The organism is Lysinibacillus sp. NPDC097868 (genome assembly GCF_044761135.1).
In the GTDB taxonomy this organism is placed as follows: Bacteria; Bacillota; Bacilli; order Bacillales_A; family Planococcaceae; genus Lysinibacillus.
The window spans coordinates 1-23211 of record NZ_JBIWBS010000004.1; the positions used below are offsets into that span (position 1 = coordinate 1).

Consider the following 23211-nt stretch of genomic DNA (forward strand, 5'->3'; position numbering starts at 1 on the left):
GTCACACCCGTTCCCATACCGAACACGGAAGTTAAGCTCTTTAGCGCCGATGGTAGTTGGGGGCTTCCCCCTGTGAGAGTAGGACGTCGCTAGGCGCAAAAAGTCGCTGCTGATACACTCAGTAGTGGCTTTTTTTTATTTCTATAAAAACAATTTATCAGAATTTAATAGAACAAAAAAAAGAGACATTTCACCAAGGATAGGCGAAATGTCTCTTAATTATTTAAACAGTTATTGCGCGCAATTCCACACGTCGGATTTTACCTGATGTTGTTTTCGGTAGTTCATCAATAAAGACAATACTACGAGGGTATTTATAAGGCGCTGTTAAGGCTTTAACGTGCTCCTGCAGCTCTTTCGTTAATTCTTCCTCATCACGATCACGGAAGCTCTCACGTAGGATTACAAATGCTTTAACAATATGACCTCTAATTTCATCTGGTGCCGCGACAACAGCACATTCTTGTACAGCGTCATGCTTATTTAAAGCATCCTCTACTTCAAATGGACCAATTGTATAGCCGGATGAAATAATAATGTCATCTCCCCGTCCTTCAAACCAGAAGTAACCATCTTCATCACATTTTGCTTGGTCACCAGTAATATACCAATCACCTCTAAAAGCAGCTTGTGTGCGTTCAGGTTCACGATAATACTCCTTGAATAACGCTGGAGATGATTTATGGACAGCGATATCTCCAACTTCTCCTACAGGTGCCTCATTGCCCTCATGGTCAACAATACGCACAATATTTCCTGGAGTAGGAACACCCATGGAGCCAGGTCGTAATTCGGTGTTTTCAAGTGTACCAATTAATAATGTATTTTCCGTTTGTCCATAGCCATCGCGTACTTTAAGGCCAAAATTTTTCATAAATGTTTCGATTACTGGGCGATTTAACGGCTCACCTGCAGAAACGGCACTTCTTAATGCAGCTAAATTGTAATCTTTTAGATTATCAATCTTTGCCATAATACGATATTCAGTAGGTGTACAGCAAAGTACATTTACTTTTTCGTCCTGTAGAAGCTGAAGATAAGTATGAGGATCAAAACTACCATGATAGACGAAAGCAGTTGCCCCTAACATAATTGTCGATAAAAATGGACTCCAAATCCACTTTTGCCAACCTGGTGCTGCTGTAGCCCATACTAGGTCACCTTCACGTACGCACAGCCACTTGGAAGCTGCTGTTCGAATATGTGCATAACCCCAGCCATGAGAGTGAACTACTCCTTTAGGTTTGCCCGTTGTTCCTGAAGTATAAGAAAGAAACGCCATATCATCACGTTTAGTAGCAACAGCCTTAAAGCTTGTTGATTGCTTTTCAGCTAATGCATCTAAAGATACCCAATTGTTTGAAGCATTGCCAATGACTAATTTATTTGTTAAAGCCGTTACGGAAGAAGTAATTTGATCGACCTCGCCAGTAAAAGCCTCGTAGGCAATAACTGCCTTAGCAGAAGAGTGTTCCATACGATATTCTAAATCACTTGCACGTAACATCTCTGAACAAGAGATAGGAACGATACCCGCCTTTAAACAACCTAGGAAAACAAAATATGCTTCTGGTAGACGTGGAATAATGACTAAAACACGATCACCCTTTTGAAGTCCCTGTTCTGTAAAGGCATTCGCGTATTGATTCATTTTTTGAATAAGGTCGGCATAAGAAATTGTACGACGATTTTGCTTTGTATCTAACCATCTTATTGCTTGACGATCACTATCTTGAGAAAACTTCTCTAATTCCTCTGTGATGTTGTAAAGTTCTGGTGCAATTAAATCATTAGTTACCATATATGAACATTCCTCCCCAAAACAAATTTAATAGAAAATTCTTAAAACTATTTTTATTTTAGCAATTACAATAATATACAGCAAGAATATTTGGTGCACAAAATAGAAATATTAGATTTAATAGAGAACTATTGTGCTTTAGTACCTAAAAATTAAAAATTATGCAATAAATTAAATAATTTTTTCGAAAAAGTATTGCATAATTTAGAATGCTTGCTATAATAATAAATGTACTTAAGAGGTTGTTAAAACCGAATTGAATAGTATTGTTCCGAAGTAGCTCAGTTGGTAGTAGCACCTGACTGTTAATCAGGTTGTCGCAGGTTCGAGTCCTGCCTTCGGAGCCATTTTTTTGCCCTTTTTTAATTAAAAGTTTTTTTAAAAAAGAAATTATTAAAAAAGACTTGCATCATATTGAAAATGATGTTAATATAAATCTTGTCTTGTTTGAGACATAATAAATGGCCCCTTGGTCAAGCGGTTAAGACACCGCCCTTTCACGGCGGTAACACGGGTTCGAATCCCGTAGGGGTCACCATTTTCTAAGCATCGTAGTAATGCATAGGCTTAAAAAGATAAATAAACTGTGAAGAAATAAACACCTGTTTCTATGGAGGATTAGCTCAGCTGGGAGAGCATCTGCCTTACAAGCAGAGGGTCGGCGGTTCGAGCCCGTCATCCTCCACCATATAGTGTTTTTTCGGAGGGGTAGCGAAGTGGCTAAACGCGGCGGACTGTAAATCCGCTCCTTAGGGTTCGGCGGTTCGAATCCGTCCCCCTCCACCAGTTTTATTTATACAAATGAATGGGGTATAGCCAAGCGGTAAGGCAACGGATTTTGATTCCGTCATGCCCTGGTTCGAATCCAGGTACCCCAGCCATTCATTTCTTAATTTGAGCCATTAGCTCAGTTGGTAGAGCATCTGACTTTTAATCAGAGGGTCGAAGGTTCGAGTCCTTCATGGCTCACTTTTCTATAATTCAAATTCAAAAGTGTAACATTAACTACAGATACTAATCTCTTGCTGAAAACAGCAGGAGATTTTTTTTGCTATTTTAAAATGTATAAATATACAGTTTTTTGTTGGGTTGAGCCAAGTACATTGTAGGCTTTACAATAGTCTTATTAAAAAAAGGGGGTATAAAATAATGAATAAACATCAAGTATCAATTATTGGAGTTCCAACAGATTACGGACAAACACGAAGAGGAGTCGACATGGGGCCCAGCGCAATCCGTTATGCGGGCGTTGTCGATCGATTAGAAGCAATTGGTCACAAGGTAGAGGATCAGGGAGATATTCTTGTTAGCCAAGTACAAGAGAGTAATGAAATTGATAAGCAGCTATTAAATTTAGAAGAAGTTGTAGATGTTAGTACATCGTTAGCAAATCAAGTACATGAAGCATTAGAGCAAAATAAATTCCCACTTGTATTTGGTGGAGATCATAGTATTGCAATCGGTACACTTGCAGGACTAGGTGGGCATTTCAAAAACTTAGGCGTTATTTGGTTTGATGCACATGCGGATCTAAATACACCTGAAACTACACCATCAGGTAATATCCATGGTATGCCACTCGCTGTTAGTATTGGTTTAGGGCATGAACGCCTTGTGCAAATCCGTAACTATGCACCAAAGGTTAAACCTGAAAATGTAATTATTATTGGGGCACGTTCAGTAGATCCTGGTGAACGTGAGCTAATTCGCCAGCAAGGAATTAAAGTATATACAATGCATGAGGTAGATCGCCTTGGAATGACGCGAGTAATGGAAGATGCTATTGCTTATTTACAAGAACGTAAAGTAGATGGCTTACATTTATCGTTAGACTTAGATGGTCTAGATCCACTTTATACACCAGGAGTAGGTACGCCAGTGCCTGGAGGTATAACATATCGAGAAAGCCACTTAGCGATGGAAATGCTACAAGAATCAGGAATGCTAACATCTGCTGAGTTTGTTGAGGTAAATCCAATATTAGACGAAAAAAATAAAACTGCAGATGTGGCTGTGGCATTAATAGGTTCTTTATTTGGTGAGACACTAGTTTAATTCCAAATTGTGAAAATATTGTTTATCTCCACATTGAATAAAAATCTTTTGTTATAATTGAATATAAATTGAAACTTTTCTTATAGTCGGGCCGTATAGTATAAGACAGTTGTAAAGGTGGAGAAATAAACACAATGGATGCGTTAGTAAATAAGAGAATAAAACAAGTGCTTAAAGGCGATCAAAACGCATTTGCCGATATTGTGAGTCTCTATCAGCACAAACTGTACCAAGTATGCTACCGAATGTTAGGAAACAAGCAAGAATCTGAGGATATTGCACAAGAAGCGTTTGTTCGCGCTTATATGAATTTGCATACTTTTGATCAAAAAAGAAAATTTTCGACGTGGCTTTATCGAATTGCGACGAACCTCTGCATAGACCGTATTAGAAAGAAAAAGCCGGATTATTACTTAGATGCGGAGGTAGCTGGTACAGAAGGACTGGATATGTATTCTCAAATTGCAGCAGATGACCAGTTACCAGAAGATCAGTTAGAGCAGATGGAGCTACAAGATCGCATTCAATATGAGATTGGACGTTTGCCGGATAAATATCGTTCAGTTATAGTATTGAAATATATTGAAGAATTATCGTTACAAGAAATCAGTGAAATTTTGGATATGCCTCTTGGGACAGTGAAAACGAGAATTCACCGCGGACGTGAAGCATTACGAAAGCAATTAAACAATCTGTAGGAGGGGGAGCGTCATGAATATTTGTCCAAAGCATATCATAGATTATATGCATGATTATTTAGATGGTGACATTAGTCGTGAGCATGAACAAGAGTTGAAACAACATTTGCATTCATGCGGTGATTGCAAGCAATTGATGCAGGAATTGAGTGAAACGATTGCCTTTGTGAAGAGTGCTTCCCATATTACAGCACCTCCAGATTTTGAAGCTGCGGTGATGGCTCGTTTACCAAAACCCAAAAGTCGTGTAGGTATGCAAAAATGGATTCGCCGTCACCCGTTCTTTGTTGCGGCAGCAGTTTTCTGTTTATTTATGAGTGCTACTTTATTGGGTAACTTTATGGATGATCAGCATTTCTCTGTTACAAAACAACCAAACCTAGTTGTTGAAGGACAAACGGTTATAGTACCAAAAGGTGAAGTTGTAAAGGGCGATATTGTCGTTAAAAATGGCGACTTAATTGTTGAGGGTGAAGTAGATGGCAATGTAACGATTATTAACGGCCAGTATATGGCATCTTCTGCAGTCGTTTCAGGTAAAATAGAGGAAATAGACGAAGCGTTTGAATGGCTATGGTATACCATCAAAAATTCCGTTAAGACTGCAATGACATTTGAGGAAAAAGAAACTAAATAGAACTCTATACGTCCTACATGGTAGTGCACGGGAGAGGATGAAAAGTCTACTCATCTGGGTAGACTTTTCTTTTGAAAAAAGTTACATTTGAAAAGAATGTGCTATACTTAAATGTGTATGGATTCGCAATGAAAAGTGGGGGATGCCACGTGCAAATTATCGAACAATTCACGGATTTAACACCAGTGAATATTGTTATTAACTTCATAGATGTACTGCTCGTTTGGTACGTTGTTTATAAAATTTTAACCCTCATTAAAGGGACGAAGGCTGTCCAATTATTAAAAGGCATTTTCGTCATTATTATTGCACGCATTGCAACAGACTTTTTGGGGTTAGAAACATTAGGATGGATGCTGAAACAAGTAATCGAGTTTGGTTTCTTGGCCATCATAATCATCTTCCAGCCTGAAATCAGACGTGGTCTTGAGCAAATTGGCCGAGGCAAGCTGTTCCAACGTTCAACAAGTCAAGAAGAAGAAGAGCAAACTAGACTGATTGAGGCTATGAAGAAATCTGTTAGTTATATGGCTAAACGCCGTATTGGTGCGTTAATTTCTATTGAAAAAGACACAGGCCTAAATGAATATATTGAAACGGGAATCGCTTTAAACGCGGAGGTTTCATCTGAATTACTTATAAATATTTTCATACCGAATACACCACTTCATGATGGGGCTGTCATTATGCAGAAAGATAAGGTCACAGCAGCTGCTTGCTATTTACCGCTTTCTGAAAGTCCGTTTATTTCGAAAGAGCTTGGAACACGACATCGTGCAGCTCTTGGGCTCAGTGAAGTAACAGATGCCATTACGATTGTCGTATCTGAGGAAACTGGAGCAATTAGTATTACGTTAAATGGTAATCTACATCGCAATCTTTCTCTAGAGGAATTCGAAACACTATTACGTAAAATGTGGTTCGGCTCAGTACAAGAATCTAATGCAGCCTCTAAGTTGACTTGGAGGGGGAAAAAGAATGGATAAAATGATGGATAGCCCTTGGGTATTGCGAATCATTGCGCTTTTTCTAGCGTGCTTACTATTTTTCTCAGTTCGGACCGAATTATCTTCTACAGATAAGACGGCGATGAATGAACAGATGGAAGTGATTCAAGATGTTCCAGTTGAGGTTTATTATGATGACGATAATCTTATTGTAACGGGTATACCAAAAACAGTTAATGTTACGATTAAAGGACCAAAGCAAATTGCTTTAAATACAAAGCTAGTGAAGGATTTCTCAATATTTGTTGACCTAAATGATTTATTAATAGGTCAACATAACGTCAAACTACAATACGAGAATATTTCTGATAAATTGCAAGTGACACTCGACCCAGCGACAGTGAATGTGAATATTGAGGAAAAAGTCACGCAAGAATTTCGAGTGGATCCTGAAATGAATAACCGTTTAATTGATGAAGGATATTACCTAAAAGGAATGTCTGCCAACCCAGCGACTGTGTTTGTAACAGGGGCAAAAAGTGCTATTGAGAGCATTAGTTACGTGAAAGCAACTGTAACGGGTGAACAAGGTTTGAAACAATCCTTCTCTCAAGAAGCGGCAGTTAAAGTATTAGATCGCGATTTAAATAAATTAGATGTGACGATAGAACCGGAAAAAGTGAAAGTGCGGGTAGATATTGCAGAATATAGCAAAGAACTACCTGTCTCGATAAAGGAAACTGGTAAAGCAGCAGAAGGTATTACTATAAATCAATTAACCCTGGCAACGCATACGCTGAAGCTATTTGGGAAAAAATCGATTATTGATGTTTTAACCGAAGTACCTGTTGAAATCGATTTATCAAAAATTACCGAATCAAAAACGTATGAATTTGATGTCAAATTACCAGATGGTGCGACTAAAGTATCTGAACAAAAAATTAAAATTAAAGCAGATGTTACAAAGGTAGAGAAAGCCGACAAGGTAGAAAAGGTAGAAAAAGTAGAAAAAGAAACGCCTACAAATGCTGAAACGAAACCAGAAGAAATAAATCCTGATTCTGTCACAGAAGAAGATATTGATTCTTAAACAATAACTGACTATAATTTTAACTTGATTCATTAGAGATTCCTGTCTCAACAAATCGTGCTTTCTAGCATATATAAAAATGCTACGAACAAGTGAGGCTCAGGCTAGCATTAGTACAAGTGTGATTTAGTTAGATTAAACGTACAACGCCTGAGCGCTAATAACTTGGAGCTGTAGAGCCTCTGAAAGATAGTTAAGAGGCCTACTACTACATGAATGAAAAAAAGACTTTTCCAAAAGTAAGCAGACGAGCCGTCCGATTGTTCACAGGAAACAGCATGATGCGGTCGTCTTGCATTGAAGGAGAGAACAATTAAAATGGGTAAATATTTTGGAACAGATGGCGTCCGTGGCGTCGCGAATAGTGAATTAACACCGGAATTTGCATTTAAACTAGGCCGCGTAGGTGGCTATGTTTTAACGAAGGATGCAACAGGGCGTCCAAAGGTATTAATTGGTCGTGACACACGTATTTCAGGCGAAATGCTTGAAGGTGCATTGGTAGCCGGACTATTATCGATCGGCGTAGAGGTAATGCGTCTAGGTGTAATTTCTACACCAGGTGTTGCTTATCTTTCCCGAATTATGAGTGCAGATGCAGGCGTCATGATTTCAGCTTCACATAACCCAGTTGCCGACAATGGCATTAAATTTTTCGGTCCGGATGGTTTCAAACTAACTGATGCACAAGAAGCAGAAATCGAAGCAATTCTTGATGCACCAGAAGATACATTGCCACGTCCAATTGGTGCAGATTTAGGTATTGTAAGTGACTACTTCGAAGGCGGACAAAAGTATATTCAATACTTAAAGCAAACGGTAGATGAAGAATTTGATGGTATTCATGTAGCACTAGATTGCGCACATGGTGCAACATCATCACTAGCGACTCATTTATTTGCTGACTTAGAAGCAGACATTTCTACAATGGGTGCTTCACCAACAGGTCTTAACATTAATGACGGAGTTGGTTCAACACATCCAGAAGGTCTTGCTACATTTGTGACTGAAAAGGGTGCAGATGTTGGTTTAGCATTCGATGGTGATGGGGACCGCCTAATCGCAGTAGATGAAAAAGGTAAAATCGTTGATGGCGATCAAATTATGTTTATCATTGGTAAGCACTTAAATGCAGTCGGTCGTTTGAAAAAGCAAACGATTGTATCTACTGTGATGAGTAATATGGGCTTCTACAAGGCTGTTGAAGAAAACGATATGCACAGTGTACAAACTGCTGTAGGTGATCGTTACGTTGTAGAAGAAATGCGTACCAATGAATACAACCTAGGTGGCGAACAATCAGGTCATATTGTTTTCTTAGACTTCAATACAACAGGTGATGGCCTGTTAACAGGTATTCAACTTGTCAATATTATGAAGGCTACTGGGAAAAAACTATCTGAGCTTGCGGCAGAAATGACGATTTTTCCACAACGTTTAGTAAATGTACGTGTAACAGACAAGCATGCAGTGACGGAAAATGCAAAAGTTGCTGCCGTAATTGCGGAAGTGGAATCTGATATGGCTGGAAACGGTCGCATTTTAGTTCGCCCTTCAGGTACAGAACCACTAGTTCGTGTAATGGTAGAAGCTGCTACAGAAGCGGACTGTGAACGTTATGTAGAACGTATTGCAAATGTAGTACGTAGTGAAATGGGTTTAACAGAATAATTGTCATGTAACTCGATCTCTCATTATTGAGAGATTGAGTTTTTTATGTTTGAAATAGAGGGGAGAGGGAAGAATACTATTGAGTCACAATAACAAGGGGTGTTTTATTGATATGGCTAAAATTGCAACAGTAATAACAGATATGTTTGAAGATGTGGAGTATACAAGTCCAAAGGAAGCGTTAGAAGCAGCAGGTCATGAGCTAGTAACAATTGATACTGAGGCTGGAAAAGAAGTAAAAGGTAAACATGGGGAGAAAGTAAAAATCGATAAAGGTATTGATGAAGTCAAAGCGTCAGAATTTGATGCATTGTTCATTCCAGGTGGGTTTTCACCAGATATCTTACGTGCAGATGATCGTATTGTAGCTTTCGTCAAAACGTTTATGGATGACATGAAGCCAACCTTTGCGATTTGTCATGGGCCACAGCTTCTAATTACAGCGAAGACTTTAAACGGGCGTGATGCGACAGGCTATAAATCCATAAAGGTGGATTTAGAAAACGCAGGTGCTAATTTCCATGATGAAGAAGTATTTGTTTGTCAAAAGCAATTAGTAACAAGTCGTACGCCGAAAGACTTACCAGCTTTTAATCGAGAAATTGTGAAATTACTTGCAAGTAAAGAGAGCTAATTATAAGGCACTCTAAATAATCAAAACGTAAGATGCAACCTGTGTGAAACATGTTGCGTCTTACGTTTTGTATTGCTTCTAAAGAATCTTATTCATTAGTATGAGGTTTGTAATACTGATAGAATCTTGGCGAAGCCTATTTTTTACGTCTTTGCTCTAAAATCGCCTTAAAAAAGGAGAAAAAAAAAGAAGTTTTTATAACGAAAATTTGACGAATAGCATATGATTGAGTATTATGGAGAAGCTGACGGCTTGGCTAGAACTTGTCCGCTTAGCAAGTGCAAAAGGAGGAAAGACAGCACATAAATCGGAAAACAATTATAGCGCCTGAGCTGAGGAAATTGGACGAAGACATCTTCAGCAGACGAGGTGGAGGTTTATCGAAAATTCGGCGGATGCCTCCCGATCGACATACCCGATTGTCATTTTTCATTTTGAAAGCATTTAAGTGATTGAATGTACAGAAAATGGAGAAGGTATAAGTAAAGCAATAGATAAATAGGAAAACTTCACATATCGAAGCAAAGCACTATTTTAGATGGCTGAAATAGTACGAGGATGTGCGCGCATAAGTATGCTTATTTTTGAGATGAAAATAAGTAGTACGGTTTACGCCCACTGAAAAAATTTCGATAGGCTGAGGTCTAGTTTGTCATTGCGTTAATATGACAATATCGGAGGAAAAGTAATTATGTGTGGAATTGTAGGATATATTGGTGGATCAGATGCAAAGGAAATTTTATTAAAAGGGTTAGAAAAGCTTGAATACCGTGGCTATGACTCAGCAGGTATTGCTGTACGCAATGAAGAGGGCGTAACGATTTTCAAAGAAAAAGGACGTATCGCTGACTTACGTGAAGCAGTAGACGAGGACGTTGCTGCAAAAGTTGGCATCGGTCATACACGTTGGGCTACTCACGGTGTGCCAAACCGCTTAAACGCACACCCTCATCAAAGTGCATCAGGTCGTTTTACGATTGTGCATAATGGTGTAATCGAAAACTATCATTTATTACAAAAAACATATTTAAAAGGTATTCCAATGAAGTCTGACACAGATACAGAAGTTATCGTGCAGTTAGTTGAGCTATTTGTGAAGGATGGTCTGCAAACAGCAGAAGCATTCCGCAAAACATTATCACTATTACACGGCTCTTACGCACTTGCATTATTAGATGCTGAAGCGGCCGACACAATTTTTGTAGCGAAAAACAAATCACCACTTCTTGTAGGTGTAGGTGAGGGCTTTAACGTAGTTGCATCAGATGCGATGGCAATGCTACAAGTAACAGATCAATTTGTGGAATTACACGATAAAGAAGTTGTTATCGTACACAAAGGCAGTGTGGAAATTACAAAATTAGATGGCACAGTAGTAGAGCGTGCACCATACACAGCAGAGCTTGATATGAGCGATATTGAAAAAGGTACGTACCCTCACTATATGTTAAAAGAAATGGATGAACAGCCAACGGTAATCCGTAAAATCATTCAAGCATACGAAGGCGAAAATGGCGATTTAACAATTGATGCAGATATTTTACAAGCATTGCAAGCTGCAGACCGTTTATACATTATCGCTGCGGGCACAAGCTATCATGCAGGTTTAATAGGTAAACAATATTTCGAGAAAATGGCTGGCATTCCTGTTGAAGTGCATATTTCAAGTGAGTTTGGCTACAATATGCCATTACTATCAGAAAAGCCGCTATTCATCTTTATTACACAATCAGGTGAAACAGCGGATAGCCGCCAAGTACTTGTGAAAATTAAAGAGCTTGGTTACCCAACATTAACAATTACGAACGTACCAGGTTCGACGTTGTCACGTGAAGCAGACCATACGCTATTATTACATGCGGGTCCTGAAATCGCAGTAGCTTCTACAAAAGCATATGTAGCTCAAGTCGCAGTACTTGCAGTAACAGCATATGTGACAGCAAAAGCAAGCGGTAAAGGCTTAGAATTTGATTTGAAACAAGAGCTTGCGATTGCGGCAAACGGTATTCAAACAATCATCGATTCAAAAGATGTATTAGAAGATATCGCAGAAGACTATTTAAAAATTGCACGCAATGCATTCTTCATCGGTCGTAATATCGATTTCTGCGTAAGTCTTGAAGGAGCTTTAAAACTTAAAGAAATCTCATATATTCAAGCAGAAGGCTTTGCAGGTGGCGAACTAAAACACGGTACAATTGCCTTAATTGAAGAAGGGACACCAGTATTCGCCCTTGTAACACAGGAAGCGGTAGCATTGAATATTCGCGGCAATGTTAAAGAAGTAGCTGCACGTGGGGCTTATCCATGCATTATCGCAATGGCAGGCGTAGACGAAGACGGCGACCGTTTAATCATTCCGCATGTCAATGAATACTTAACACCACTCGTTTCAGTAGTACCTTTACAGTTAATTAGCTACTATGCCGCATTACACCGCCGCTGCGACGTTGATAAACCTCGTAACTTGGCTAAATCAGTAACAGTGGAGTAAGTCTGGAGAGCTGTTGTGTTGAGATGTAGACCTGAAAAAAAGATTGATAATACGTAAAAAAGATTGATAATAAGCGAAAGAGATTGATAATACGTAAAAAAGACTGATAAAAAACCTCCTGCCAATAAAATATTTGCAAGGGGTTTTTTAGTGTTTATGAATAAATTTGTGAGTTATAATTAACCTTGTCACAACTTATAATTAATTTAGTCACATAATTATAATTGAAAGTGTCATCAATTATTACCTTGATACAGCTAGAATGCTTGCTGTATCAAGGTTTTCTTTTTTCTTATTGACCTATTCATAATAGTCATAAATTATAAAAATAATTATAAAACTACATAAGCTATTTATAATTAATATTGACATAAATCCACATTCATTAGTTGGAAGAAATTTAGAAATTTTCATTAACAAAAAAATTGATAAATGTCATTGCTATACTTTTTTAATCATCCCTATATAAAGCAGAAACAAGCGTTCTTATTCAATTGATGATGAAACGGATATAAAAAGAAACCGAGATCGTGGTACGATTAAATGGACAGACAGCGGTGATGCTACCTGAATATGTGTAACCACTGCGTGAACGGCAGGCTGAAGATAATATTGTATCAGAGCTAAAACATGATGAATATGGCTATAAAGAATTCGAACATTAAATCCAAATGGCTGGACAAAGGCATAGTATTGTTAGAATTCAGTATTGGAAGAATGGCGATTCGTATAGGTTGATGGAACAATCAAGTAATTGACCATGAACAACACAGCCTATGTCACAGTTCTATCTCCACAAGGAATAAGCAGATTTATATCCCACACATCATGAAAATCCATTTATATGCCACGTAAGCCGAGAAAATATTAGCTGGTAATATTTTCCTAGCTTTATTCAACAAACGGTCCAAATTGTGGAATAATTTTTATGTGAAGGTAATCAGACTGAGTATAAAGAAGTGAATAAAATGTAAAACCGGCAGAAAAAATCTGCCGGATACAAAATTAATTTGAGTTATTACAATAATCTTTACTTGTATTTGTACTAGAAGCTTGACTTTTGTTAGCTTCAGCCTTTTCGATTTGTTGTCTTACTTGCTTCACGTCAGCTTCAGTTCTGAATTCTACGTTGTTAGTTGAGTTCATTAAACTTTGATTTAAAAAACGGCTTTTGTTAGTTTCAGCCTGCTGAATTTGTTGTTTTATTTGGTCAACTGATTGGTTCTTGTTTCGAATTTTTGGCATGGATTTCACCTCTTCAAATTAGTCTGTACAGAAGAGGTTTTATTCTTAAAAGCCGTGAATTTCATGCTTATTTCTGACATAGGTACATATTACAAAACCATAGTCATTTCAAACAATTCCCTCTTAAACAACCGTTTCTTTACTGCTTTGTCTGTTATAAACTATTAATCCCATTACGCCGCTGAGGAATAGTAAAGTGGAAGCCAAAACAAAAACAAACGCATAGGGAATGGTTTCCGACAGCCAGCCTGTCAACAACTGAGAAATTGGAACTGCCCCGAAAGCCGCTAGCGAAACGATACTCATCGTTCTGCCGAGCCTTGCCCTTGGAACATGGGCCTGAATCTTTGAAATGATGATGACACTTGATATACCATTCAAAATCCCTATGGCCGCTAAAGATAGCAACACGACCCATATGGAAGGAATAGCTACCAAAAACAAGAGCAGTCCCTGTATAAGTTCGAGCCAGTAAAACGAACGAAGTGTTTTATATTTTTGGTGTAATTTGGTAACAAACATCATGCCTATGACCGAACCAGCTCCAAAGGCAGCCAAGACGAATCCCATCTGTGAAGGTGCCAGATCGAAGCTTTCCTTTGAATATAGCGGTAATGCGATCTGCATTGGACCGACTACTACCAGTCCGCCCACTAAATCTACCAACAGTACTGTACGGAGCCACTTGGTTGTCCACACTTGCTGAAACCCATCGACGAAATCTTTCACAATACGCGAGTCTTCCACTTTAGGTGAGCTTTCCTTGTTAACGCTGACTTTAATCCCGGTGATAGCGCCAATCAAATAAGACATGGCATTTATGAGAAAACCAGCCTCTATTCCGTAGAGCCCCACCACTAATCCAGCAAGAGGAGGACCAATGAAGATGGCGGTTTGAGAGATTGATTGAACCCATGCATTGGCATTTTCTAAATCCCTTGTTTCTACGATGGAAGGAACGATGGTATTAAATGCCGGAAAGAAAAAGCCGCTTGCCACACCAGATAAAGAAAGTAAGAGGTAAAGCAGTGGAAATGACAAGGCATCAAAGAATAAAAATGAAATCAAAACGGTCAAAATCACAAACCGAGCGAAGTCTGAAATCCAAATAACGTGTTTCGCACTTAACCGATCAACTGCAACGCCTCCTACCAGCAATAGAAGAATACGGGGAAAGACCGAAAAAAATAGGGAAAGAGCCATTTGACTGCCGCTTCCACCCATCTCAAAAATCAAGTAAATCAGGGCGATCTGCTGGAATCCATCTCCTATTGTCGAGAAGGACTGTCCAAAGAAAAAATAGGCGAAATTCTTATTAGAGAATAGGCTGTTTTTAAATAGTCTTCTCATTGTTCTGTTTCTCTTTTCTTAGATTTTGGAGAAACTATATGAAAAAAACTGCTGAGCGTGTAGAATTTCCGATTATCTGTAGGTGTTTGTTTCATGGAAGAATTATTCATAATTTGATCGATAGCAGATAAATGCTCCTTAATAGAAGCTATTTCTTCGTCTGTTAACCACGCGTGTTCCTGAGTGATGAATGAGTTTGGAAGGAAACCTTCATGATAATCGACACTTTCGATGAGATTCCGGTAAGTTTCATGAAAAGTAGATTCGTAGAGCATATGTTCATCGGATTTGGCCAATTCAAGAGAAGGAGAAAGTCGGAATGAACGGGCTGAAGCCGTATAATATTTTTCGATGATGGATCCTTTTACTTCTTCTCTTGTAAGTCGAATAATGCCAGCGTTCTGGAGTTCCTTTACGTGAAAGTGCACTTTAGGTGCAGACTCTTTAAGGGCATTTGAAATTTCCTTATTTGTCATTTCATCAAACGTAAGAATGGTTAAAATACGCTGTCTTAGTGGATGGGATAGGGCATGCAGCTGCTCCGTTGTTTCAATAATCATTTCATAATTCATTTTATCGTCTCCTTTTGAATCTTTAATTAATATATTTTTATCGATAAATTATAATTTATAAACTAATTATATTTCCTTTTTTTAAAATTGCAACCTATAAATCTAAAGTTTCAGATTATTTCTATAGCTGGGTGAGGAATGTAAAAGATAAACTGAGTGAAACCACATTGGAATTTATAGCAAATATAGAATTAAAGGAGAGCATTCTGAACTTGCTTTTATTAGCATGTTCTAAAAAAGATAGTATGCATGGTTTTTTAGAGTGGATTTGGGATGTATCAGTTGGGAAGATATATTTGAGCAAGTTTCTACTTGGACTCATGAAGAGACAAATGACTTGCGTATATTAATGAATGGCGTTCAATATTGTTCAATTACTATCTTTACAGTATGGAGAAAAAAGTTTTAAAAGAGTTGTTTAATATATAGGATTAGCCAAAAGTACAGTTCATTATCATATGGTTAATCTTCGAACAGCTGGATTAGTCCGTGTACACGTCTATACCTAAGGCAGAGAAAGGTACAGCTTGAGAAATATAGCACTAAACAAATTTAACAGTGCTTTAACCAGCTACTTAAGTTTAGATAATTAAAGTTGGACTGAAGGTGATGAATGAGGGATTGAAAAATATGAAAGATTTATTTAGAAATCGTTCATTTGTCTTTATATTGCTGGGGTAAGCAGCAACCTCATATTATGTAATTTTATAACTAAACTACCATTTATTAACTCTTTAGGAAATAAAAATGATTGACCGAAACCTAAAACAATAGTACCTAATATCAGTAAATGAATCGGGGAGAACTTTTAAACAAGTAAGTGCCGATTTATATTTATAGTACTAGATATCAGCATAAATTAAGCCCAACACTTGCATGAAGTTCATTTTGAGCTCAAACTTGTTGGGCTTTATTTATATACTACTTATAGTAAAGACCGAATTGATTGCTCGATATCAATTATAGAAACATATGGCTCAAAACGAGCAACAACATTCCCTTTACGATCCACTAAAAACTTTGTAAAGTTCCAACGAATATTATTACCAATCAAATAATCTGGATAATGTTCTTGAATTCCATTGAATAACATTTTTTGTTGCATTGTATTTTTTTCAAATTCCGGTGCATCAACTTCATGTTTTAAATAATTAAATAAAGGATAAGTATTATCGCCATTCACATAGATTTTATCAAAAACCGGATAACTAACACCAAATTGTCCCTTACATTGGGCAGCTGTCTCTAAACCGTTTTCCGGATTCTGATTGCCAAATTGATCACATGGAAAAGAAAGAACTGTAAACCCATCTTGTAGGTACTTTTCATATAACTTCTGTAAGTCTTCGTACTGATATGTAAACTGACATTGACTTGCGGTGTTGCAAATTAGCATTACTTTATCTTTATAAGTTTGCATAGAGAGAATATCTCCGTTCGGCTTATGCATTAAATAATTATAAATACCCATTTAAATAATAACCTCCATTTATTGAAATAGTAGTATATAGGATTTACTATTGGTAATTAACATAGCGACTCTTCTTAGGACGTCATAGAACAATTATTATGATTTAGTGGAATAACATACACCACAATCAGGCCCAATTATGAATAAGTGTCTCTTTTCTTCACAACTTATGAGCGTTTTAATTAACAAGGAAAAAACCCACTCTTGGAGTGGTTTTTTTCTATTGCTTCTATTTCTCAGCTGTTCCCTTCAGCTGATGTAAAAGGTGCATAATTCTTTCGTTTATTTCATCCAATTCCTTTTTATTCATGCCAGTGGCGGCAAATAAGGAGTGCGGAACACACGATGCCTTCGCCTGTAGTGCTTTGCCAGCTTGTGTAATATGAATGTTCATGACTCGTTCGTCCACTGTGTCTCGGCGGCGCTCGATGAGACCGGCAGCTTCCATACGTTTGAGTAGCGGAGTCAGTGTACCTGTATCAAGATTAAGCACTTCACCCAACTCTTTAATTGTTCTTTGTGGCTTCTCCCACAGGGTAACTAGGACTAGATACTGAGGATAAGTGAGCTGAAGTTTATCTAGGTAAGGGCGATAAAGTCGTAAGATAGCCCGTGAACAGGCATACAATGAGAAACATAAGTGATCCTCTAATTCAAAATTATTCAGGTTATTCTCCATGGTTGCACCTCTAATGATTAGTATTTCTATCAATAATAATTTAACATACCTCCTAAATAATAAAAAGTATTTTGCAAAATTTAATTGTTGAAAATACTTTTAAACGAAGGTAAGATAAACTCGTAAAATAAGTTTTGCAAAATAAAATTTCGCAAAATATAAAATGAAAAAATGGAGGAATTTAAAGTGAGCAAAATTACAGTAGGATTTGAAAATGGTGCACCAATTGAGCTTCACATTGAGGATGTAGGATCTGGAAAACCAGTAGTGTTAATCCATGGTTGGCCACTTAGTGGGAGATCATGGGAAAAACAAGTACCAGCATTAATTGAGGCTGGTTACCGAGTAATTACGTATGATCGTCGTGGATTCGGGCAGTCTTCACAGCCATGGAATGGGTATGAATATGATACGTTTGCGGCAGACCTACACAAAATACTAGAACATCTTGATCTTCGTGACGTAACATTGGTTGGCTTCTCAATGGGAGGAGGAGAGGTTTCCCGTTATATCGGTACTTACGGAACAGAGCGTGTATCAAGAGCTGTACTAGCAGGGGCAGTACCTCCGTATCTTTACAAAACTGACGATAATCCGGACGGTGGATTTGATGATGCAATAATCAAAGGCTTACAAGATGGAGTAAAGGCAGATCGAATTGCATTCCTTGATAACTTTACGAAGAACTTCTTTGCATCTGGAGATAGAACGGATCTAGTAAGCGAAGAATTCCGATTATTTAATCGTGACATTGGAGCATTTGCTTCCCCAAAGGGTACAATAGACTGTATCGCAGCATTTAGTAAAACAGACTTCCGTGCTGACTTAGATAAGTTCAACGTACCAACATTAGTTATTCACGGTGATTCAGATGCCGTCGTTCCATTGGAAGTCAGCGGGCAAAAGGCGCATGAACGTATTCCGAGCAGTCAGCTTGTGGTAATTAAAGGTGGTCCTCATGGTTTCAATGTCACACATGCCGGAGAGTTCAACGCAGAACTCGTTCAATTCTTGAAAACTACTGAATCTGTTTCTCTATAACTACTATTCTTAAAGTAATCAATGAAGATACTAAATTACGAACCTTCATTGTTATTTTGAGATTTATATTTGAACCGTATGAGTACTAATGTAACCAATTATATTTGTTGATTGAAATTAATGGGTATAGCGTCGGAGAAAAAAAGCAGCTTTAGTTCAGGTGCTTTTAAGTATGTTAAATATCCTTAGGAAATGTAAAAAATTATGGCTCTGAATTTAAAAACGTTGGAAACGATGAGATATTAAGTGAATATACAATCGAACGTTCTTATAGTCATAAAGTTGTACCTTATAATAACGCGGGGGCAGAATGCATTTGAGACGGATTTAAAATATTTCATTTTACGTAACTGGTATTTCTTTGAATTACTTACAGTGCAGTGCCTTAATAAAAAAGACATTTCATTAACGGTTACTGCAAATGTTAAATGAGAAGGAAGGCATAGGTAAAGTAATTGGAGCCTATGCCTTTTTTTTGTTTTGAAAATGTATTGTATGTATTAATCATTTTTCCTTCCATTATTAAACGAATAAATTGCATTAGATTTTCCTTTTTATTTTTTAGCTCAAACATTGTGGGTTATTTAAAGTTAGAAAAAAGGATTTGACGCCTCCATCTTACAAGTATAATCTAAAATAGGATTACACTTGGAGGATGGAGGAGCAAGATGAAGAAAGTAGATTGTAAAATATCGGATGCAGAGTGGATCGTAATGAAGGTTTTGTGGGAAGAAGCTCCATTAACTTCTGCGAAGGTAATAGAGTTAGTAAGGCAGTAAGTTTTCATAAGTAATGGAGTCCGAAAACAATTCATTCATTAATAAATAGACTTGTAAAAAAAGGAGCCTTAGGTGTAAATAAGGAGAAGCCTCTTTATGAATATTATCCTTTGGTAGATAAAAGATACTGTATATTGGATGAAACAAGATCGTTTATTCAAAAGGTATTTGATGGTTCTATCGACCTTATGCTCGCCAATTTTATAAAGGAAGAGAAGATTTCTGAGAAGTAAATAAAAGAACTGGAACGATTGCTTAATAAAGAAAATAACAAGTAAAAGGCAGGGATTGATGTATAGATTTATCTGCAATATTTAAAGAAGTCTTATTACTTTCGATTATGGGTAGTATTTTATAATTGGTAATATTTTCTAATAATGATATTTTTATACAAAACTTAGTGCGAAGCTTCATTATAATATTTGGGTTCTGCTTGTACTTAGGCTAATATTGCCATTAGACATTCAAAGTCATTTTATCTTTATGAATTTTATTCCAATTGAACAGAAGGAACTTAATCCTCATTTTATAGCAGAACAATATGTTCCTAACATAATACTTGAAAAAGTGTGAAAAAAACTTCATAAAAGCTTATAACGAAAAGATAGAAAGGGAAAAGGGAGTATGAAAAGACAAAGAAAATCTCGAAATAAACTACTTATTTTTGCGATTCTATTTTTAATTTTTGCCTTAATCATTGGCGTTATTTATTATGCAATCAAAGAAAATAGAAGCGAACAGACGACGCAAGGTAAAGTAAGTCCAACTATTACTCAACCTTCAAATAAAAATACAGTGGATTCGAAGGATGATCAGAATTTAAATCTTGAGAAATTAGTAGCAGAAACTTTCTCTTTGTCTAAGGAATGTAAGGTTCCCAATATTCCTTTTGCTTCCGGTAAAACAGAACAGAAGGAAGTAAACAAAGAGTGGGGAAAATCAGACCATATTTCGGAAACTGCTAAAGGCAGGTATGAAGAATACAAAAGTCATCATTCTACAATCGGTTATACCGATCAGACTGTAAATGACATACGTTCTTATGATTCTGAACTACAAAATATTCCTTTTAATAAAATTACGAAAATTGGTGGAGAACCCGATGCGATTCGATACTATAAAGATTCAACTGTTGACCAAATGATCCTTGTCTATCATGCAACGGCCTCTACTGACTTATTGTGGGTTTTACCAGTAAAAACAGAACTGGAGCCAAATCCTAAAGTTCACCATATATCACTCTATAGTCAGGTTGAAAAAACACCAAAACAAGCCCAAGATGAAAAGAGCACAAATCAACAAGCAGGAGTAGGGAAACAAACGAATCTCCAAGAAAATCAAAGCATTTCAGAAGTAATATCTAAAATGAGCTTAGAAGATAAAATTGGGCAAATGATTCTTGCTGGGGTTTCCGGGACTACAATGGATGCAAACGCAAAACAATTAATAAACCAACTCCATGTCGGGGGAATTATTCTCTACAAATATAATTTTGACACACCTGCACAAACCATTAAACTTGTGAATCAGCTGAAAGCTAAAAATAGTTCGAATCTTCCGCTTATACTAGGTGTTGATCAAGAGGGTGGACGTGTGACAAGATTGCCAGGTGAACTTGAAAACTTTCCACCAAATAAACAGATTGGACAAGTAAACAATCCTGATTTTTCTTATAAAGTCGGAAAACTCTTAGGCCATGAATTAAAAGAATTTGGTTTAAATCTCGATTTTGCGCCTGTTCTTGATATTAACAGCAATCCAAATAACCCAGTAATCGGGGATCGATCATTTGGGAACAATCCAGAAATCGTAAGTAAACTTGGGATTCAAACAATGAAAGGGATACAGTCTCAAAACGTCATCACGACAATTAAGCATTTTCCTGGTCACGGAGATACATCAGTTGATTCTCATCTGGACATTCCAATTGTAAATAAAAGCCTAAATCAACTTAAAGAACTAGAGTTAATCCCGTTTGAACGTGCGATTAATCAAGGAGCAGATGTTGTGATGGTGGCTCATATCTTATTGCCTCAATTAGATAAAACGAATCCAGGGACCATGTCAAAAGCTGTAATGACGAATCTTCTTAGAAAACAACTAGGCTTTACAGGTGTAATCATGACTGACGATATGACAATGGGAGCCATAACGGGACATTTTGATATTGGTAAAGCATCTGTAGAATCAGTTAAGGCTGGAAGCGATATTATTTTAGTAGGGCATGACTATAATAATGTTGTAAAGATTATCTCCTCTTTAAAAGATGCTGTTAAAAATGGAGAAATTTCTGAACAAAAATTAAATGAAAGTATAGAAAGAATAATTCAACTAAAAAGGAAATATAGCATTAACGATACGAAAGTAGAAAACCCCAACATTAATGAAATAAATAAATCAATCAATAGTCTTTTAAATAATTATTTACATTAATTATTCATATTAGTTTGTGGTAAACTTTATAATATGAACGGGTGCTTTAGTTAAACATTCGCTTTATGAAGTATACATTCTTTTTTATAAAATGAACTGATATGAAAAATAGCCCCTTTTTTGACAAATATTTGTTCAAAAGAGGGGCTATGATTTTCTGTATGTTGGTTTATAACGAATTTAACAAGCCAATATGGTTGTTCTTCGGTGAATTGACCTCACTGGAAACAGGATATGCGCATCGACCAATGCAGCATCAAATGCATTAACATCCTCTTTAATATATCTTTCTGGTGCAAGTAAGGGTTTAACCATTCCTTTTAATCATATCTTGTTAATATGTCAGGCATCCTATTAAGATTTTCTCTTACTAATGAGTTCGCTTCAGTCGTAAGAATAGTACAGAATGAATTTTTTGCGATTTGAATTTTTCCATGCTTCCCACAGACCGGCAACTCAGTCAGTATGGTCAAATGAAAACGGTGAAACGGTTTATGTCGCGTAAGTGTGATATTAAAAGTTACTGCATTATTGGTAGCTTTTTTATTATGTCTAAAAAGGAGGAAGTTTAATGGAGCGTAAAAAATTAAAGGAAATTGCAGAGTTATATGGTGCAAGTCTTTCGTTGGAGCAGGCACTTAGCTCGTGCTTATTATTATTGATTTGGTGGTAAAGAAGGGAAAAAGGGGGCATAAAGTATGGATTTTTCAATTGGTGAATGGGTGAGCTTTCAGCATAAACTAGGCTTTGTTTTAGTGGGAGATATGAAGAAAGGAAAATGTCTCGTACAGTTTGGACTACAGGAAGAAGTCGAGATGAAGTGGATTCCTGTAGAACAGCTGTCGTCTCGCGAAAAGGTTCGTTTATTAGAAGAAGATATAGGGGATTTGCAAAACTTAGCGATTCAACTAGAAGATGAGGAGTGGTATCAGGAGCTTGAGAGTAGGGTGTATAAGTAAAAATAGCAAAATGAAAAGAAGCAGCCTGAATCTGCTTCTTTTTAGATAGCATAAATCGATAATTTTGAAATATAGGGAATATAGATTTGTTTGTTTCCTTTAGGAGATAGTAATGTTAAAAAGGATTATTACTGTGATTTGGTAGATATCGACAACGAGCACATTTTTGGCACATTGTTAGAAAGTGCTTTTAAATAGGTGAACAAGATGAAACAGGTACTTGATTACATTGTGCAGTTAAAGTCACCAGCGAAAAGCTTTGTGGAGCAGCGTACGTATTTTTCGTGTACGCCAGCTGCTGAAAAAGGTGTTGCTTATCAGGCAATGGACGTCGTGCAGGTAGAGCATTACTTTATTGTGTCCTTGTGAATGAAACGAAGAATGTACACGTTCCTGCAGCGGATCTGATTGGCTTTGAATTTGACCACGTATTATTAGTGACGGATGAAGCTGAACAGGCGATTGCTATTGCGAAAGAGCAATATATGAATGAGTAATTGCTACAACAGAGTGAGCGGTTTTAAAGCATACGTTCAACAGTTATCACCCGTAGAGCTAGAGCCTAAAAAAAAAGCGATTTTAACATGCAATGAGGAAAAGCAGCGTGCCTTGTATGATGGTGACCGTAAGTGTTGCTTCAGCCCGTTTTGCCCTT

General features: G+C 37.2%; 21 protein-coding genes, 6 tRNA genes and 1 rRNA gene. 22 read left to right on the forward strand and 6 right to left on the reverse strand.

What is annotated here, in order from left to right:
* Positions 1 to 95, forward strand: a 5S ribosomal RNA gene (gene rrf, locus ACIQXJ_RS19005); the annotation flags it as partial.
* A gap of 128 nt (positions 96 to 223) precedes the next feature.
* On the opposite strand, the gene mbcS is transcribed toward rrf, so the two are convergent.
* Complete coding sequence (gene mbcS, locus ACIQXJ_RS19010; protein ID WP_403056429.1) at positions 224 to 1801, reverse strand: acyl-CoA synthetase MbcS; 1578 nt, start codon at positions 1799 to 1801, stop codon at positions 224 to 226.
* Between the two features lie 270 nt (positions 1802 to 2071).
* Here mbcS and ACIQXJ_RS19015 point away from each other — a divergent pair.
* From ACIQXJ_RS19015 to glmS, 14 genes are all read left to right on the forward strand, one after another.
* Positions 2072 to 2148, forward strand: a tRNA-Asn gene (locus tag ACIQXJ_RS19015).
* Positions 2149 to 2264: 116 nt separating this feature from the next.
* Positions 2265 to 2339: transfer RNA gene (locus tag ACIQXJ_RS19020), tRNA-Glu, on the forward strand.
* A gap of 74 nt (positions 2340 to 2413) precedes the next feature.
* Positions 2414 to 2489: transfer RNA gene (locus ACIQXJ_RS19025), tRNA-Val, on the forward strand.
* 14 nt (positions 2490 to 2503) lie between these two features.
* Positions 2504 to 2587, forward strand: a tRNA-Tyr gene (locus ACIQXJ_RS19030).
* A 20-nt stretch (positions 2588 to 2607) separates the two neighbouring features.
* Positions 2608 to 2682 (forward strand) — tRNA-Gln (locus tag ACIQXJ_RS19035).
* Between the two features lie 15 nt (positions 2683 to 2697).
* Positions 2698 to 2770: transfer RNA gene (locus ACIQXJ_RS19040), tRNA-Lys, on the forward strand.
* Between the two features lie 180 nt (positions 2771 to 2950).
* Positions 2951 to 3856 carry an arginase gene (gene rocF, locus ACIQXJ_RS19045; protein ID WP_403056432.1) on the forward strand — a complete coding sequence of 302 codons (906 nt, stop codon included), beginning with the start codon at positions 2951 to 2953 and terminating at the stop codon, positions 3854 to 3856.
* A gap of 134 nt (positions 3857 to 3990) precedes the next feature.
* Positions 3991 to 4554, forward strand: a complete 564-nt coding sequence (gene sigW / locus ACIQXJ_RS19050; RefSeq protein WP_107897642.1) for an RNA polymerase sigma factor SigW — start codon at positions 3991 to 3993, stop codon at positions 4552 to 4554.
* A gap of 13 nt (positions 4555 to 4567) precedes the next feature.
* Positions 4568 to 5191, forward strand: a complete 624-nt coding sequence (locus tag ACIQXJ_RS19055) for a zf-HC2 domain-containing protein (RefSeq protein WP_403056435.1) — start codon at positions 4568 to 4570, stop codon at positions 5189 to 5191.
* A gap of 149 nt (positions 5192 to 5340) precedes the next feature.
* Entirely contained in the window at positions 5341 to 6177 is an 837-nt protein-coding gene (gene cdaA, locus ACIQXJ_RS19060; protein WP_340821807.1) for a diadenylate cyclase CdaA, read from the forward strand.
* On the forward strand, positions 6170 to 7228 hold the full coding sequence (locus ACIQXJ_RS19065) for a CdaR family protein (protein WP_403056438.1): 1059 nt from the start codon (positions 6170 to 6172) through the stop codon (positions 7226 to 7228). Before cdaA ends, ACIQXJ_RS19065 begins: the two co-directional genes overlap by 8 nt.
* A gap of 318 nt (positions 7229 to 7546) precedes the next feature.
* Positions 7547 to 8899, forward strand: coding sequence for a phosphoglucosamine mutase (gene glmM / locus ACIQXJ_RS19070; RefSeq protein WP_401013424.1), 1353 nt, complete (start codon positions 7547 to 7549; stop codon positions 8897 to 8899).
* Between the two features lie 112 nt (positions 8900 to 9011).
* Complete coding sequence (locus ACIQXJ_RS19075) at positions 9012 to 9533, forward strand: type 1 glutamine amidotransferase domain-containing protein (protein ID WP_403056441.1); 522 nt, start codon at positions 9012 to 9014, stop codon at positions 9531 to 9533.
* Positions 9534 to 10224: 691 nt separating this feature from the next.
* On the forward strand, positions 10225 to 12027 hold the full coding sequence (gene glmS / locus ACIQXJ_RS19080; protein WP_403056444.1) for a glutamine--fructose-6-phosphate transaminase (isomerizing): 1803 nt from the start codon (positions 10225 to 10227) through the stop codon (positions 12025 to 12027).
* A 1005-nt stretch (positions 12028 to 13032) separates the two neighbouring features.
* Here the strand turns inward: glmS and ACIQXJ_RS19085 are convergent.
* From ACIQXJ_RS19085 to ACIQXJ_RS19105, 5 genes are all read right to left on the reverse strand, one after another.
* Complete coding sequence (locus tag ACIQXJ_RS19085; RefSeq protein WP_403056447.1) at positions 13033 to 13272, reverse strand: gamma-type small acid-soluble spore protein; 240 nt, start codon at positions 13270 to 13272, stop codon at positions 13033 to 13035.
* 123 nt (positions 13273 to 13395) lie between these two features.
* Positions 13396 to 14622, reverse strand: a complete 1227-nt coding sequence (locus ACIQXJ_RS19090; protein WP_403056450.1) for an MFS transporter — start codon at positions 14620 to 14622, stop codon at positions 13396 to 13398.
* Entirely contained in the window at positions 14619 to 15194 is a 576-nt protein-coding gene (locus tag ACIQXJ_RS19095; protein WP_403056453.1) for an ArsR/SmtB family transcription factor, read from the reverse strand. Before ACIQXJ_RS19095 ends, ACIQXJ_RS19090 begins: the two co-directional genes overlap by 4 nt.
* Positions 15195 to 16119: 925 nt before the next feature.
* On the reverse strand, positions 16120 to 16665 hold the full coding sequence (locus ACIQXJ_RS19100; RefSeq protein ID WP_403056456.1) for a glutathione peroxidase: 546 nt from the start codon (positions 16663 to 16665) through the stop codon (positions 16120 to 16122).
* A gap of 229 nt (positions 16666 to 16894) precedes the next feature.
* Complete coding sequence (locus tag ACIQXJ_RS19105; RefSeq protein ID WP_403056459.1) at positions 16895 to 17344, reverse strand: MarR family winged helix-turn-helix transcriptional regulator; 450 nt, start codon at positions 17342 to 17344, stop codon at positions 16895 to 16897.
* Between the two features lie 186 nt (positions 17345 to 17530).
* Here ACIQXJ_RS19105 and ACIQXJ_RS19110 point away from each other — a divergent pair, with 186 nt between their 5' ends.
* The 7 genes from ACIQXJ_RS19110 to ACIQXJ_RS19140 all read left to right on the forward strand — a co-directional run bounded on the left by ACIQXJ_RS19110 (position 17531) and on the right by ACIQXJ_RS19140 (position 23053).
* The gene (locus tag ACIQXJ_RS19110) at positions 17531 to 18385 is read left to right on the forward strand and encodes an alpha/beta fold hydrolase (RefSeq protein WP_403056462.1); all 855 of its coding nucleotides are present in this window, start codon (positions 17531 to 17533) and stop codon (positions 18383 to 18385) included.
* A gap of 668 nt (positions 18386 to 19053) precedes the next feature.
* The gene (locus ACIQXJ_RS19115; protein ID WP_403056465.1) at positions 19054 to 19164 is read left to right on the forward strand and encodes a BlaI/MecI/CopY family transcriptional regulator; all 111 of its coding nucleotides are present in this window, start codon (positions 19054 to 19056) and stop codon (positions 19162 to 19164) included.
* Positions 19165 to 19205: 41 nt separating this feature from the next.
* Positions 19206 to 19397 carry a BlaI/MecI/CopY family transcriptional regulator gene (locus ACIQXJ_RS19120; RefSeq protein ID WP_403057039.1) on the forward strand — a complete coding sequence of 64 codons (192 nt, stop codon included), beginning with the start codon at positions 19206 to 19208 and terminating at the stop codon, positions 19395 to 19397.
* A gap of 391 nt (positions 19398 to 19788) precedes the next feature.
* Entirely contained in the window at positions 19789 to 21597 is a 1809-nt protein-coding gene (gene nagZ, locus ACIQXJ_RS19125; protein WP_403056468.1) for a beta-N-acetylhexosaminidase, read from the forward strand.
* A gap of 698 nt (positions 21598 to 22295) precedes the next feature.
* Entirely contained in the window at positions 22296 to 22556 is a 261-nt protein-coding gene (locus ACIQXJ_RS19130; RefSeq protein ID WP_403056471.1) for a hypothetical protein, read from the forward strand.
* Positions 22557 to 22763: 207 nt separating this feature from the next.
* On the forward strand, positions 22764 to 22925 hold the full coding sequence (locus ACIQXJ_RS19135; protein ID WP_403056474.1) for a hypothetical protein: 162 nt from the start codon (positions 22764 to 22766) through the stop codon (positions 22923 to 22925).
* On the forward strand, positions 22922 to 23053 hold the full coding sequence (locus tag ACIQXJ_RS19140; protein WP_403056477.1) for a hypothetical protein: 132 nt from the start codon (positions 22922 to 22924) through the stop codon (positions 23051 to 23053). The genes ACIQXJ_RS19135 and ACIQXJ_RS19140 overlap by 4 nt, the downstream gene beginning before the upstream one ends.
* Positions 23054 to 23211 lie beyond the last annotated feature (158 nt).

Coding starts and splice junctions, on each gene's coding strand:
- mbcS (WP_403056429.1), bottom strand. CDS start 1,801: ATGGTAACTAATGATTTAATTGCACCAGAACTTTACAACATCACAGAG.
- rocF (WP_403056432.1), top strand. CDS start 2,951: ATGAATAAACATCAAGTATCAATTATTGGAGTTCCAACAGATTACGGA.
- sigW (WP_107897642.1), top strand. CDS start 3,991: ATGGATGCGTTAGTAAATAAGAGAATAAAACAAGTGCTTAAAGGCGAT.
- ACIQXJ_RS19055 (WP_403056435.1), top strand. CDS start 4,568: ATGAATATTTGTCCAAAGCATATCATAGATTATATGCATGATTATTTA.
- ACIQXJ_RS19065 (WP_403056438.1), top strand. CDS start 6,170: ATGGATAAAATGATGGATAGCCCTTGGGTATTGCGAATCATTGCGCTT.
- glmM (WP_401013424.1), top strand. CDS start 7,547: ATGGGTAAATATTTTGGAACAGATGGCGTCCGTGGCGTCGCGAATAGT.
- ACIQXJ_RS19075 (WP_403056441.1), top strand. CDS start 9,012: ATGGCTAAAATTGCAACAGTAATAACAGATATGTTTGAAGATGTGGAG.
- glmS (WP_403056444.1), top strand. CDS start 10,225: ATGTGTGGAATTGTAGGATATATTGGTGGATCAGATGCAAAGGAAATT.
- ACIQXJ_RS19085 (WP_403056447.1), bottom strand. CDS start 13,272: ATGCCAAAAATTCGAAACAAGAACCAATCAGTTGACCAAATAAAACAA.
- ACIQXJ_RS19090 (WP_403056450.1), bottom strand. CDS start 14,622: ATGAGAAGACTATTTAAAAACAGCCTATTCTCTAATAAGAATTTCGCC.
- ACIQXJ_RS19095 (WP_403056453.1), bottom strand. CDS start 15,194: ATGAATTATGAAATGATTATTGAAACAACGGAGCAGCTGCATGCCCTA.
- ACIQXJ_RS19100 (WP_403056456.1), bottom strand. CDS start 16,665: ATGGGTATTTATAATTATTTAATGCATAAGCCGAACGGAGATATTCTC.
- ACIQXJ_RS19105 (WP_403056459.1), bottom strand. CDS start 17,344: ATGGAGAATAACCTGAATAATTTTGAATTAGAGGATCACTTATGTTTC.
- ACIQXJ_RS19115 (WP_403056465.1), top strand. CDS start 19,054: ATGAAGAAAGTAGATTGTAAAATATCGGATGCAGAGTGGATCGTAATG.
- nagZ (WP_403056468.1), top strand. CDS start 19,789: ATGAAAAGACAAAGAAAATCTCGAAATAAACTACTTATTTTTGCGATT.
- ACIQXJ_RS19130 (WP_403056471.1), top strand. CDS start 22,296: ATGGATTTTTCAATTGGTGAATGGGTGAGCTTTCAGCATAAACTAGGC.
- ACIQXJ_RS19135 (WP_403056474.1), top strand. CDS start 22,764: ATGAAACAGGTACTTGATTACATTGTGCAGTTAAAGTCACCAGCGAAA.